Genomic DNA, 14133 nt, shown 5'->3' on the forward strand with positions numbered 1-14133 from the left:
ATTTTAATTCTGCACAAAGCTGTTACAGTTTTTTGTTATTTCATTAATAAGAGTCTATATCATAAGTTTGTTTCCATTCAAACTTGTCACGTTGAGCTTGTCGAAACGCTTCACGGGAAATTTAACAGGTCCTTCGACAAGCTCAGGATGACAATTCGATATTAATGATACAGCATTTAATAAAAAAGGAGCGGCATTACACCACTCCTTCTAACCAAATATAAGAGAAAAGATTAATTTAGAGATTAGAAAGCATAACGGATTGTCGCTCCATAAGTCCTTGGGTCGCCCAGTACCCCCGCATACAAACCGGAGTTACCTGCAGCAGCCTGTAATTGCTCGTAATAGTTTTTATTTGCGATATTTCTGCTCCAAACAAATAACGAAAACTTATCTGATTTGAAACCTAACCTTGCATTAAATAAAGCATAACCTTTAACATTTAGTACGCTTGATGGTGTAGGATTTGAAGAGTATTCTGAACGGTAACTGGCATCACCAGCGATGAAATACCTGCCCGCTCTGGTTGCTAAATTACCAGGTGTACTGAATTCCGAACCACCTGAAATATTCCATTTTGAAATACCAGGTAACCGACCACCGGAAGCATCTTTAAATGCCACTTGCGTAGCAACGCCATTTACCAGTTCGGTATGCCCGGTTTCTTCTAAAGGAAGAGGTGCATTGGTAAATTTCACATATTTGCCATCCAGATAAGCCAAAGCAGCATTTAAAGTTAAAAATCGCTCCAACTGATAAGTACCATCTATTTCCAATCCTTTTACCCTTACTTTTTCAGCATTTGCCAGATAGCCTCTATTTACACCCAATTGTGGAGATTGAACATTGGTCTGGTAATCTTTAATGTCAGTATTAAATAAACTAAGATTCACGATAGCACCTTTAAACGGCTTTGTTTTAGCACCCAGCTCATAATGTTGAACATATTCCGGTTTAACCACCGCTACAGATAAATCTGCTGCTCCGGTTGAGGTAGTTGGCAAACCACCTACGTTAACACCCACGGGTTTGTAAGCGGTAGAGAAAGTTCCATAAACATTTAAGTTATGCGTTGGGCGGTACGATACGGTAAAGTTACCTGATAAATTGTTGTTATCTACCTTGGTTGTAAATTGCTGATTGGCATATACCGCTGCTTTAAGTGCCAATAATGCTGCATCAGTAGTCTGTAAACCACCATAGGTAACCCTATCGTAATCAACATCTTTTTTATCATACGTATATCTTAAACCTGGCAATACATGCAGATTTTTGAAAACTTCCCAATCAACCTGGGCAAAAATAGCAGCACTTAAAGATTTAATGGTTGAATTGGTTTTGATTCCAAAGCCATCTAATAAACCAGGGGTTGAATATAAAGCCTGGCTGCCGGTATTACTCGTCTGTACAAATCTCCATTGATCTTTACCTACTTCTTCTGTTTGTGCCAAACCTTTTAAATTCTGACCCAAGAAATAAACACCGATTACTCCACTTAATTTTTCGGTAATATTGCCCGCATATCTTACTTCCTGCGAGTATTGATCGTGACGCGAAGTACCCTGCGATTTGGTTAGCGCTGCTAATTCTGAGAAATCCCGATCATTTGTAGGATCCCAGTTCCAGAATCGCCAGGCGGTTGTTGAAGTAAGCGTTCCATTGCCGATTTTGTAATCTACATTTAATGATATACCACCGATTGATTGATTGTGTCTCCAAGGGGTATTGGTATTGATTTCTCTTGAAAAAGGATCGATTTTAGGTTGTTGATAGCCTAAATCAGATACAATTCTGGCATATTGGCGGTAAGCACTTCTTTCAGTCGTAGTTACACCTGCAATTACCAATGGATAACCTGCCGGATGCTGAATACTTACATCACCGCTTAACAATACCTGTAATTTTTCCGAAGGAGTATAATATAGCTGCCCTTTAAAGCCCAGATTATTCTGTCCGCTGTATCTTCGTTCTTCTCTGGTGTTCCAGATGGTACCGTCGCGCTGTGTTCCGGAAATGGAGATTTTTGCAGCAAGATCTTTTGCAAGTGCGCCGGAAACTGATGTTTTAGCCTGAATAAAATTATAATTCCCTGCGCTCAGTTCTATTTTTGCACTTGGTGTTAAAGTTGGTTTACTTGTAGTGATGTTAAACGCACCTGCTGTTGTATTTTTACCAAATAAGGTACCTTGTGGGCCACGTAAAATTTCGATCTGCTCAATATCAAGAAAATCAGTAGAGGTGGCAGCCGGACGTGCATGGTAAACACCATCTACATAAAATCCCACTCCAGGATCGATACCATCATTGGTTAAACCAAAGGTAGACCCTAAACCCCTGATATTTAAAGTGGTATTTCTGGCATTGGAAGCATATAATTGTACAGAAGGCACCAATTCTTTCAAACGGTTAACGTTAAAAGCACCGGCGTTTTCTGCTGCACGGCCCCCAATAACAGTAATTGGAATCGGTACATCCTGTAAAACCTCTGAGCGCCTCCTGGATGTTACCACTATTTCATCTAATAGCGCATTTTCTACCAAAACCAGTTCTATTGGAGTCTCCTGAAGTTTTAATATCTGAAAATCCTGTGGTTTATAACCCACCGAACTTACCTGAAGGTAAAATGGTGTTTCTTGTTTTACATTAATGCTGAAGACACCATTTTCATCAGCCACTACAGCTTGGTTTGTTCCCCTCACCTTTATGGTTGCATTCGGGATGGTGGTGCCATTGCTTGTTTTAATTACACCGGTTACTGCACTTTGGGCAAAAGCGAAACCTGCCGAAAGTAAAAATGAAAAGAGAAAAAGTAAACTTTTGTTCATGATTATGTTGATAGTTTGTTTAAATGCTGTTGATTAATGACCCGTTGGAATTATGCGATTACTGTTTTAGAATGGCTACAACAACAATAGGAGTGCGTTTTTTGAATTGCTTTCATAATTATTATATAAATCCTATAGATTTAGTAGACAAATATATTAAAAAATATTATCTGCCAAATTTTATTTTGTGATTTTTATAATTTTAGACCCATACCTTATAGTCCGTGTTTTAAAAACCTGCGAGGTTTAAATAAAAAAACGGGTCTATCGTAAACCGATGACCCGTTTTTCTATTTATTAGGAAAGATTGAATAAATATTACCTTCAACCTTCTCCCCTCTTACCTTCTGCCTTAACCCTATCTGGTGTAATTAGGTGCTTCTTTGGTAATGGTAATATCGTGTGGATGACTTTCGCGCATACCTGCTGCAGTAATCTGTACAAACTGCGCTTCTTGTAAAGCTTCAATATTTGCGGCTCCACAATAACCCATACTTGCACGTAAACCACCAATGTACTGGTACATTACTTCTGCCAGGGTACCTTTAAATGGCACGCGACCAACAATACCTTCAGGAACTAACTTTTTAATATCATCTTCAACATCCTGAAAATAACGGTCTTTAGAACCTTGCTCCATCGCTTCAATTGAGCCCATTCCACGGTACGATTTAAATTTACGTCCTTCGTAAATAATGGTTTCACCTGGCGATTCTTCTACTCCTGCAAATAACGAACCTGCCATTACGGTACTTGCTCCTGATGCAATTGCCTTAGCAATATCACCAGTATGTTTAATACCACCATCAGCAATTACTGGTACACCTGTACCTTTTAATGCTTTAGCACATTCGTAAACGGCATATAACTGTGGAACACCAACACCTGCAATAATTCTGGTGGTACAAATAGATCCAGGACCTATACCTACTTTAACAGCATCAGCACCAGCATCGGCCAGGAATTTTGCAGCAGCGCCAGTAGCAATATTGCCAACAATCACCTGTAAATCAGGATATTTAGATTTTACTTCTTTTAACTTATCAACTACCCCTTTAGAGTGACCGTGAGCGGTATCGATGGTAATTACATCAACTCCGGCCGCAACTAAAGCATCTACCCTTTCAATGGTATCGGCAGTTACACCAACGGCAGCACCTACACGTAAACGGCCACGCTCATCTTTACACGCAACAGGATAATTTTTAACTTTCGAAATATCTTTAAAGGTGATTAAACCACTTAAGTAACCATCTTTGCTTACTACAGGAAGTTTCTCGATTTTGTGGTTCTGAAGAATTTCTTCTGCCTGTACTAAAGTAGTACCCTCTGGTGCAATGATTAAATTATCTTTTGTCATTACCTCAGAAATCGGGCGCTTCATATCTTTTTGAAAACGTAAATCCCTGTTTGTAATAATACCAACCAGTTTATTATCGCTGCTTACAACCGGAATGCCACCAATTTTATGTTCTTTCATGATTTTGAAAGCATCGGCCACAACAGCTGTCTCCAATAAGGTAACAGGATCCTGGATCATGCCACTTTCTGAACGCTTAACTTTACGTACTTCAGCAGCTTGTCTTTCTATGGTCATGTTTTTATGTAACATCCCGATACCACCATTTTGTGCAATTGCAATGGCAAGCTCAGCCTCTGTTACGGTATCCATTGCGGCAGAAATCAATGGAACATTAAGTTTGATTTTTTTTGTTAAAAAAGTGGATGTATTTACTTCACGGGGCAGAATTTCGGAATATGCCGGTACTAATAGTACGTCGTCGTACGTTAAACCTGTGGCAATAAATTTAGTGGAATCGAGTTGCATAGCAAATAAATTAGGATTTATTATTTGCCAGGCAAAGATACGAAAATTGCTCGAAAATAAAAGCGTAAAAATAAAAATGCTTAAATATTGAGCTTGGCTGACAATTCCAGACTCTGGATTTAATTAATCACTATTTTCTTTTTTGCTCTTGCCTATACTATAAAATCAAACCTATTAGACGAAAATTATTTCAAAAATAATTCGGAGAATGTTTTTATACTTGCAGAACCAAAGAACTAAATTTATAATGCAGAAAAATGCTCTCAAATTTCTGACTTTAATGCTTTGCATTGGAGTTATCACCACTTATGCCCAAAATACTCAACCTGTAAAAAGAGAATTTAAGTTTGGTAAAATTGCACCAACCGAATTCGAAGTAAAAGCCTCGGGACAAGACTCTTCAGCTTCGGCAATCAAACTATTCGATGTTGGCGATTGCTATTTTGAAATAGGCCAGTCTTTAGGTAGATTTGTCTATGTTTTTGAAAGACACATCCGTTATAAAATCTTAAATAAAAACGGTTATGATCTTGCCAATTTTAAAGTAGAACTTTACAAAAGCAATAACTTTAGGAAAGAAGACCTTAGTTTTATGGATGCCGCAACTTATAATATGGTTGATGGCAAAATGGTGACGAGCAAACTTAACAAGGATGCTAAATTTACCGAAGAGTTTAACAAAAACTATGTGATCAAAAAGTTTGCGCTTCCTAACGTAAAAGAAGGTTCGATCATTGAATTTAAATATAAGATCAAATCAGATTTTATTTTTACGTTACGCGGTTGGCGGTTTCAATCAAGTGTTCCTACACTTTGGTCGGAATATAATGTGAGAATACCAGAGTACCTGACTTATAAGAATAATTTAAGTGGGTATTATTATCAGATCGATCATCCACTTCATCAAAATTTAGATGCAAGCTATTTATCAGGCGTGCATTCTACCGCTGTTTACGATAAATATTGTGCTGCTAATGTACCTGCGTTGAAAGAGGAGCCATATGTAACCACAATGGATGATTATACTCCTAAAATCGGATTTGAACTTAGGGCGATCCAATTCCCAGGCACGCTTTATGAAGACTTTAATGGTTCGTGGTCAAAAATTATTAATGGTCTGGCTATGGATGAAAAATTTGGCGGTTTTATTAATAAAAATAGTTATGCCAAATCGGTGCTTCCAGGCATTCTGAAAGGAGAAAAAGATACCCTTGCCGCTGTAAAACTCATTTTAAACTATGTTAAAAACAACTTAAAATGGAATAAAGAATACGCTGAATATGCTAAAGAAACCAGTCCAAAAAGCATTTTCGAAAAGAAAACAGGTTCGTCTGCTGATATTAACCTTTCCTTGTTAAGTTTATTAAAAGAAGCGAAAATTGAGTCCTATCCAGTGCTGATCAGTACAAGAGAAAATGGAGAACACCCAGGATATCCACTGGAATCGGCGTTTAATAATGTAATTGGCGTTACCCAGATCGGGAATACACTTTATTATCTTGACGCAACAGATAAAGATTTACCTGCGGGAATGTTGGATTACGAAAACCTGAGCCACCGGGGCTTTTACATAGATTTAAAAAATAACGATGGCAAATGGCTTTCCACCGAACCGAATATACCGAGCGAAAAGATTTTTGTGTATAATATGGTGCTGGATAAAGAGCATAAACTATCGGGAACAATCAACCAGTATTCTAAAGGTTATGCAGCCTTAAACTTGCGTAATAAATACAGGACTACCAATAACGAAACAGAATTTGTTAAAAACTTCAAAAAAGACAAGACAGGCCTTGAAGTTTCTGCTTACAAAATCGACAACCTCGACAATCTTGATGAACTGTTGACAGAAAGCATGGATGTAACAATTGAGGATAATGTTGAGGAAGCCGGCAACCTGGTGTACTTCACCCCGCTCCTTTTTGAAAGAACAAAAGAAAATTTATTTAAACTGGAACAGCGTAAATTCCCTGTTGATTTTGCCTATCCATTTAAAGAAAGCTACCGCATTACGGTAAACTTTCCTGAAGATTATGAAATAGATAAACTCCCTAAAGGAGGTATTTACAAACTTCGGGAAGAGAGCGGAACCTTTACTATTAATTATATAGCAGAAGGCAAAACCTTGATGGTAAAAAGCAGCATCAACGTCAACAAATCGCTTTATACGCCAGAAGAATATTTCGATTTAAAAGAATTATTTAAAACCGTGGTAGAAAAACAGGCCGAACAGATTGTATTTAAAAAGAAAGGGTAATGAAATATTATTTAAGTTTCGCGCTTGCGCTTTTGGGTATTAATACTGTATTTGCACAGACGGATTATGATGTAGCAAAAATTCCCGAAAACCTGAAAAAAGATGCAATTGTGGTGATCAGGAATGAAGAATCCTTTTTTGATGTTAAAGGACTTGGGGCTGCAAAAATGGACTATAAAGTGGCAATAACCATTTTGAATAAAGCTGGTGATCAATATGGAGAAATGGCAGAGGTGTATGATAAATTTAGTAGCTTATATAACATCAAAGCAACCCTCTACGATGCTGCAGGCAAAAAAGTAAAAGATTATAAAAGTTCGGATATTAAAGACCAAAGCCTGATTTCGGATTTTTCAATCTTTGAAGACAACAGGCTTAAGCTCTTAAAATTTGTAAGTGTAACTTATCCATACACTATAGAATACAGTTATAGTCAGGACTATAACGGATTGTTATCTTTTCCTTCGTGGCATGATTTGAAAGGCTTTGGTGTATCTGTAGAAAAATCAGCTTACACCATTCAAAAGACAAAGAACTACAAAATGAGATATATTACGAGTTCGGATTTAAAGACTGACTCGGTAATTAATGGAGAAAAAATACAGTATAAATGGAAAAGTGCCAATGTTAGTGCTGTTGCTGAAGAGCCTTTAAGTACAGGGATTGATAACATTTCTGCCTGGGTTAAGGCAGCTCCAAATCAGTTCGAATATGACGGTTCTACAGGAAATTTCGACAACTGGAAAAATTTTGGTTCGTGGCTCTTTACTTTAAATCAAGGCGGAAATAAACTTCCTGAAGCAACCAGATTAATGGTGCAGAACTTAATTAAAGACGCCAAAACACCAAAAGAAAAGATCCGGATTTTGTATCACCATTTACAACAAAATACACGTTATGTAAGTGTTCAACTGGGTATTGGGGGCTTTAGACCCATTTTGGCTGAAAAAGTGGCACAGGTAAATTACGGCGATTGTAAAGCACTCTCTAATTATATGAAAGCCTTGCTTAACGAAGCAGGCATTGCCTCAAATTTAATTGTTATTGGAAATGATATGCCTAGTTTAAATCCAAATTATTCGAGCATGGGGCAGGCCAACCACATGATTTTATGTGTACCACTCGAAAAGGATACTACTTTTTTAGAGTGTACCAGTCAATATAAACCTATGGGTTTTATTGGTTACAGCAATTCTGACCGGAATGTATTAATGGTGACAGAAGAAGGTGGAAAAATAGTGCATACTCCAGTTTATAATGCTAAGGAAAACTACCAGATCAGAAAAACCAAGATTATACTCGCCGAAGATGGTACAGCAGATTCGGAAATCAGATCTACCTATGGCAATGCACAATTTGAAGAAAATTTTTCGATGACACTGATGGAACCTGTTGAACTTAGGAAAAGAATTATTGAAGAAAGTTCTATTCCGGTTGCAGCGCTAACCAGTTATAAGTATTTGCAGGCAGATAAAACGGTCCCTGTGCTTACCGAAGAGATTAACTTTAAAACCAATCCGATACTAACCAAAGGTGGAGATAAATTATTTTTGGTCGTAAACCAGGTTAACCGTCGCGAAAGTGTGCCACTTAGAGTAGAGAACCGAAAAACCTATTTTGCCGTTCCTTTTAGCTATAACGATGATGATGAAATCAACTATATTCTTCCAAAAGGCTACAATGTAGAATTTATTCCTAAAGATATTACCATTACTTCGGAGTTTGGGGCTTACAGTGCTAAATTTAGTGTTAAGGATAACATGATTGTTTATAGCCGTACACAAACAATGAACAACAAAAAGTACCCGCCAGAAAAATATGGTGAGTATGTAGATTTTTATAAAAAGATCTATCAAGCCGATAAACAAAAAGCTGTTTTAGCTAAAACCTTATAAATCATGATTACTGAAAACCAATATTTTGATGGCAACGTTAAATCGTTAGGCTATGAAACTGCTGAAGGCAAATCGACCATTGGCATTATCAATCCGGGAGAATATACCTTTGGTACTGCTCAAAAAGAAATTATGCATGTTATAGAAGGTGAATTAGAAGCCTTACTTCCGGAATCTACTGAATGGCAAAGCATTAAAACAGGCGGTAATTTCGAAGTTGCCGCAAATTCATCATTTAAAGTAAAAACGACTGTACAAACGGCGTATTTATGTCAGTATAGGTAGTTTGATTATAGAATTCTTGTTTCAAACCTGGAGCAATAAATACTGAAACAACCTAAGGCCGTCATCTCGACTGGAACGCAGTGGAATGGAGAGATCTATCTTTGCAGATTTCTCGACTTCGTTTTGCAATCCGCTCGAAATGAAGGCCTCTATGGACTTAATTTCCACTTACTTCTTCCCAATTACTACTTCAGTAAAATGATCTGTAATCAGGTATTTATTCGCCAGGGCAAGTAATTGTTCAGCAGTAATGGTTTTAACTTTCTCTATATATCTGGTATAGTAATCGTAATCCAATCCTGCGAAATAAATATTCTTGAATTTATCGGCATGTGAGAAAACATTCTCCAAACTGCCCAACATAGAACCCAGCATGTAGTTCCGAACCAGATCAAGTTCTTCGTCTCCTATCAGTTCAGTTTTCAATATCTCGATCTCTTTATAAATCTCAGTTAATGCAGCCGCACACACATCAGCACCAACTTCGGTGGCGATAAAAAGATAACCTGCCTGCTGCAGTGAAGAAACCCCTGAACCAATACCATAAGTATAGCCTTTATCTTCACGGATATTGTTCATCAGGCGCGAACCAAAATAGCCCCCTAAAACGGTATTTAGAATCTGAAGGCCGGAGAAATCTTCATGTTTACGGTTTATGGCCAACTGACCAATCCTGATAGCAGACTGCAAAGCTTCTGGTTTTTCGGTATAAATAGTCTGTTTTGCAGTTGCAGCAAAATCAAAACTGTTTTTTATGGCATTACTCTTTTCCCAATCTTTACCAAAGGCATCGTTCAGCAAATTAAAACTTGCCTCATCAAACTTTCCGGAAACGATAATGGTGCAGTTGTTAGGCGAATAAGCCGCTTTAAAATAATCAATCAGGTCTTCACGTTTTAAAGCATCATAATGTTCAGCCTGTATATTTACACCATAAGCGGTATTACCAAATAACGCATGCGCAAACTCCTTTCTCGCAAGAATATCGTTTTTCTTGAGGTTTACCTGCAGTTTTTGTTTCTGGTTTTGGATGTAAATATCTAACTCCTGCTGTGGAAACTGACTTTCTGATAAAACATCTTTCACAATCGGTAATACCGAACTTAAATGTTTATTTAAAGTATACAATGTAACCGAAGATTGATCCTGAACATATTCTGTTTGGAAAAATGCACCATAAAAATCAATTTGCTCAGCTATTTCCTTTGAAGTTAATTTATTTGTTCCATTGTTGATCAAAGCACTTACCGCTATGGCCTGCAATGGTTTTTCGGATTTCCAGTTTACGTTATCGAAAATAAATTCGATACGTACCAGATCCTGTTCGCCAGAATAGATAGTAAAAACGGGTATACCATTATCTAATACTTTTTTCTCCGGATGGATAAAATTTATTGTCGATACCTGCTTAAAATCAGGCGCCTGTTGTCTGTTAAGCATTTTCTTCAGTTAAGTAATATAAAGTAGATGATGATTTATGGCTAAAAGTTTCGTTAGATATCCTTTTGATATCAGTTGCCTCTACTTTTAAAAATTCTTCGGTTTCCCGGTTTAATATAGTAGCATCTCCCAATAGTTCATAGTAAGCCAGGTTCATCGCTTTATCAAGCAGGCTCATCTCAGAAAACACAAGTACTGATTCTACCTTGTTTTTTACCTTAGTTAATTCAGTTTCAGAAACGAGTTCGTTCTTTAATTTTTCCAGTTCAGCCCAGATTGCCTTTTCGGCAGTTTCAATTGTTACCCCCTCAACCAGTTTACCCTCAACAATAAACAAACCCGGATCTAAACTACTTGAGATATAGGCGTTGATATCGCTAAAAAGTTTTTGTTCTTTCAACAGGCTATTGTACAAACGCGAAGACTGTCCGCGCGATAAAATATCGGATAATAAATCAAAGGCGTAATAATCCTGATTTAATCGTCCCGGCATTTTAAAAGCCATATAAATCGCATTTAAAGGTACATTTGCTTTCACGGTTTCTTGTCTCGCTTCTGTTTGCGGTTCTTCCTGAACTAAATCACGGTTGTACTTCTCTCCCGCCGGAATTGGTTCGAACCACTTTTCAGCCATTCTTTTCACATCTGCTGTTTTCACATTTCCGCCAACAACCAAAATTGCATTTTGTGGCGTATAATGTTTCTTGAAAAATGCTTTTACATCATCCATTGTTGCATTTTCAATATGCGAAAGTTCTTTACCAATAGTTGCCCAGCGGTAAGAGTGCTTTTTATAAGCCAGCGGACGCAATTTTAACCAAACATCACCATAAGGCTGGTTAAGGTAACGTTGCTTAAATTCCTCGCTTACTACATTCCTCTGCGTATCTAAACTTTTTTCAGAAAAAGCCAGGCTCAACATCCGGTCGCTTTCCAACCAAAATGCAGTTTCTATGTTTTCTGCAGGCAGCGTAATGTAATAATTGGTAATATCGTTACTCGTAAAAGCGTTGTTCTCACCACCCACTCGCTGCAAAGGCTCATCGTAATTCGGAATATTTACCGATCCACCGAACATCAAATGCTCAAATAAATGTGCAAAACCGGTTTTTTCAGGATCCTCATCACGGGCGCCCACATCATATAAAATATTTAAAACTGCCATTGGCGTTGTCGCATCTTCATGCACCAAAACTTTTAAACCATTGGCAAGTGTAAAACGATTAAAATCTACCATATTAATTTTTAGAACCGTAAAGATATTGTTTTAAGGGAAATTGGGAGATGGAAAATGTAAGAGGGAAGATAAAAAAGCAAAACATACGAAAAATTCCCTCTTAAAGACAACAATCTTTTACTAAAGACTGACGACTTGGGACTCGCGACTAAGGACTTTTCTTTATCTTTGCAGTATGAATACAGCCGATTTACTGCAACGGGCATTACATTTCGATTTTTTAAGCCTTGAAGAAGGGGTACATTTATACCATCATGCCGATACAGCATCGTTGATGTTTGTAGCGAATGAATTGAGAAAGATTCAGGTGCCAAGTGGAAAAGTAACCTGGCAGATCGACCGTAATGTAAATACCACCAACGTTTGTATTGCCAACTGTAAATTCTGTAATTTCTTCCGCAGGCCTGGCCACGATGAGAGTTACATTACTGATATCGAAACTTATAAGGTCAAGATTGAAGAGACTTTCCGTTTAGGCGGAGATCAATTGTTATTGCAGGGTGGCCACCACCCCGATTTGGGTCTGGCCTTTTATGCCGATCTTTTCAAAAAATTAAAAGAATTATATCCTGATTTAAAACTGCATGCTTTAGGTCCACCAGAAATTGCACACGTGGCAAAGTTGGAAGGAATGACGCATACTGAAGTATTAAAAGCGTTAAAAGAAGCTGGTATGGATTCTCTTCCTGGAGCTGGTGCAGAAATTTTGAACGATCGCGTAAGGCGTTTAATTTCAAAAGGTAAATGCGGTGGACAGGAATGGCTTGATGTAATGCGTGCATGCCATCAATTAGATATCACTACCTCTGCAACCATGATGTTTGGACACGTAGAAACCATCGAAGAACGTTTTGAACATTTGGTATGGATCCGCCAGGTACAGAGCGAAAAACCAGCCGATGCAAACGGATTTCTGGCCTTTATTCCCTGGCCTTTCCAGGATGATGGCACTTTATTAAAAAGATTACGCGGAATCAGCAACAATGTAACAGCTGATGAATATATCCGTATGATTGCCTTAAGCCGTATCATGTTGCCAAACATCAAAAATATTCAGGCCAGCTGGTTAACCGTTGGAAAAGCTACTGCACAGCTTTGTTTACATGCAGGTGCTAACGATTTTGGATCGATTATGATTGAAGAGAATGTAGTATCGGCTGCTGGTGCACCACACCGCTTTACCGCAAACGGTATTCAACAATCCATTAAAGCAGCAGGTTTCGAACCGCAGTTACGTGGACAAAAATACAATTACAGGGATTTGCCTGAGCATTTAGAAGAGCAGGTGATTACGTACTAGGTGATGGAAAATGGATGATGTGGGATGGATGAAGTAAGATGTATTCTTCTACCCATCAATCCTGAAAATCATACAATCCTAGAAATCCTGATCAAAAAAGGGAAGTAAAACCAAGTTCTACCTCCCTACCTTAAACTAAACATTACCTAATTTAATAATATTGATTTATCTATTAGAGCTTTTTACCATCTCTTAAGAATAAATTGGCAATAGTAACTACACTCGCTTTATCTAAAGGCTCGTCAAAACTTTCTACCGCTGCAGCTTTGGTTATGCCTGCATTACCACCTATTCCTACAATGTTTGCACCGGCCTGTACGGTTAAATCTTCACCAGCATATACTGCATCAACAGCAGCCACTCCTGAATCATTTGCCTGCCCTGATGCACCAAGACTAACCCATGGTTTGTATACTGCCGTACCAGCTGCTGTACGCATTTGACGGATATGCGAAGCATGACGTGCCTCAACCGAGTGGATCTGTAAAGCTGTTTGCAATACTGGGCTACCTAATAAGGCTCCTGCCTGACCTTTGTAAGCTCTAACTCCTGTATCTTCAAAACCTTGTGCTACAGCTAAAAAAGTATTATAATCAGAATATACCGAAGCAAATGCTCCACCTGCCCTAAAATCGGTATCTGCGTAGGCAATAGGTGCACGGGCAGAACTTCCCAAAGCACCTACCAATAAATCAACGTGTGCCTTTTCGTGGTCACGAATGGTAGTAATGGCTGCTTGGCTGGCTGCATTAGGAAAATTAAAGGTAACATCGGTTACTGCCGATCCCGGAGTTTTACCTACAATACAGTGATTATAAAAATGGTATTCCAAATACTCTAGCGATAAAGCAAAGTTTAATACATCAACAACCGCAGCAGGTAATGCTGTTTGTCCATACGCTTTTTGAAAAATTGAACCCAGGGCCAGCGGCATAGCAGCTAAAGAGATTTTTTTGCCCATGTTGAAAAAGCTTTTCATTGCGGCCCTTCTCGGATTTAAACGCTCATAGATTTCACCATCAACTTTTTCAATTTCTTCTAATATATTTACGATATTCATGATTTT

The 14133-nt window shown here is 38.1% G+C and carries 9 protein-coding genes; 4 read left to right on the forward strand and 5 right to left on the reverse strand.

Annotation, left to right across the window (positions count from 1 at the left end; translation table 11 throughout):
• Nucleotides 1–245: 245 nt before the first annotated feature.
• Together ACUN24_RS19640 and guaB are read right to left on the reverse strand one after the other, a co-directional pair.
• Nucleotides 246–2825 carry a TonB-dependent receptor gene (locus ACUN24_RS19640; RefSeq protein ID WP_445564041.1) on the reverse strand — a complete coding sequence of 860 codons (2580 nt, stop codon included), beginning with the start codon at nt 2823–2825 and terminating at the stop codon, nt 246–248.
• A 358-nt stretch (nt 2826–3183) separates the two neighbouring features.
• Nucleotides 3184–4653 (reverse strand): IMP dehydrogenase, encoded by a 1470-nt coding sequence (gene guaB, locus ACUN24_RS19645; protein ID WP_445564042.1) that lies wholly within the window; start codon nt 4651–4653, stop codon nt 3184–3186.
• A gap of 247 nt (nt 4654–4900) precedes the next feature.
• Here guaB and ACUN24_RS19650 point away from each other — a divergent pair, with 247 nt between their 5' ends.
• Genes ACUN24_RS19650 through ppnP form a run of 3 tightly spaced genes read left to right on the forward strand, consistent with a single transcriptional unit; the run spans nt 4901 to nt 9090 of the window.
• Nucleotides 4901–6910, forward strand: coding sequence for a DUF3858 domain-containing protein (locus ACUN24_RS19650; RefSeq protein WP_445564043.1), 2010 nt, complete (start codon nt 4901–4903; stop codon nt 6908–6910).
• A complete protein-coding gene (locus ACUN24_RS19655) occupies nt 6910–8805 on the forward strand; it encodes a DUF3857 domain-containing protein (protein ID WP_445564044.1) in 1896 nt (631 codons plus the stop codon). Before ACUN24_RS19650 ends, ACUN24_RS19655 begins: the two co-directional genes overlap by 1 nt.
• 3 nt (nt 8806–8808) lie before the next feature.
• Nucleotides 8809–9090 (forward strand): pyrimidine/purine nucleoside phosphorylase, encoded by a 282-nt coding sequence (ppnP, locus tag ACUN24_RS19660; protein ID WP_445564045.1) that lies wholly within the window; start codon nt 8809–8811, stop codon nt 9088–9090.
• A gap of 168 nt (nt 9091–9258) precedes the next feature.
• Here the strand turns inward: ppnP and ACUN24_RS19665 are convergent, their stop codons facing one another.
• Both ACUN24_RS19665 and ACUN24_RS19670 read right to left on the reverse strand, forming a co-directional pair.
• The gene (locus ACUN24_RS19665) at nt 9259–10530 is read right to left on the reverse strand and encodes a M16 family metallopeptidase (protein WP_445564046.1); all 1272 of its coding nucleotides are present in this window, start codon (nt 10528–10530) and stop codon (nt 9259–9261) included.
• Entirely contained in the window at nt 10523–11767 is a 1245-nt protein-coding gene (locus ACUN24_RS19670) for a M16 family metallopeptidase (RefSeq protein WP_445564047.1), read from the reverse strand. Before ACUN24_RS19670 ends, ACUN24_RS19665 begins: the two co-directional genes overlap by 8 nt.
• Nucleotides 11768–11942: 175 nt before the next feature.
• Between ACUN24_RS19670 and ACUN24_RS19675 the strand changes: the two genes are divergently transcribed.
• Nucleotides 11943–13067, forward strand: a complete 1125-nt coding sequence (locus tag ACUN24_RS19675) for a CofH family radical SAM protein (protein ID WP_116251886.1) — start codon at nt 11943–11945, stop codon at nt 13065–13067.
• Nucleotides 13068–13239: 172 nt separating this feature from the next.
• On the opposite strand, the gene ACUN24_RS19680 is transcribed toward ACUN24_RS19675, so the two are convergent.
• The gene (locus ACUN24_RS19680) at nt 13240–14127 is read right to left on the reverse strand and encodes a ferritin-like domain-containing protein (RefSeq protein ID WP_445564048.1); all 888 of its coding nucleotides are present in this window, start codon (nt 14125–14127) and stop codon (nt 13240–13242) included.
• Nucleotides 14128–14133 lie beyond the last annotated feature (6 nt).

The organism is Pedobacter sp. WC2501, assembly GCF_052682415.1.

Excerpts from the sequence above, each read along its gene's own strand:
- ppnP (WP_445564045.1), top strand. The coding sequence starts at position 8,809 with ATGATTACTGAAAACCAATATTTTGATGGCAACGTTAAATCGTTAGGC.
- ACUN24_RS19655 (WP_445564044.1), top strand. The coding sequence starts at position 6,910 with ATGAAATATTATTTAAGTTTCGCGCTTGCGCTTTTGGGTATTAATACT.
- ACUN24_RS19675 (WP_116251886.1), top strand. The coding sequence starts at position 11,943 with ATGAATACAGCCGATTTACTGCAACGGGCATTACATTTCGATTTTTTA.
- guaB (WP_445564042.1), bottom strand. The coding sequence starts at position 4,653 with ATGCAACTCGATTCCACTAAATTTATTGCCACAGGTTTAACGTACGAC.
- ACUN24_RS19665 (WP_445564046.1), bottom strand. The coding sequence starts at position 10,530 with ATGCTTAACAGACAACAGGCGCCTGATTTTAAGCAGGTATCGACAATA.
- ACUN24_RS19650 (WP_445564043.1), top strand. The coding sequence starts at position 4,901 with ATGCAGAAAAATGCTCTCAAATTTCTGACTTTAATGCTTTGCATTGGA.
- ACUN24_RS19680 (WP_445564048.1), bottom strand. The coding sequence starts at position 14,127 with ATGAATATCGTAAATATATTAGAAGAAATTGAAAAAGTTGATGGTGAA.
- ACUN24_RS19670 (WP_445564047.1), bottom strand. The coding sequence starts at position 11,767 with ATGGTAGATTTTAATCGTTTTACACTTGCCAATGGTTTAAAAGTTTTG.
- ACUN24_RS19640 (WP_445564041.1), bottom strand. The coding sequence starts at position 2,825 with ATGAACAAAAGTTTACTTTTTCTCTTTTCATTTTTACTTTCGGCAGGT.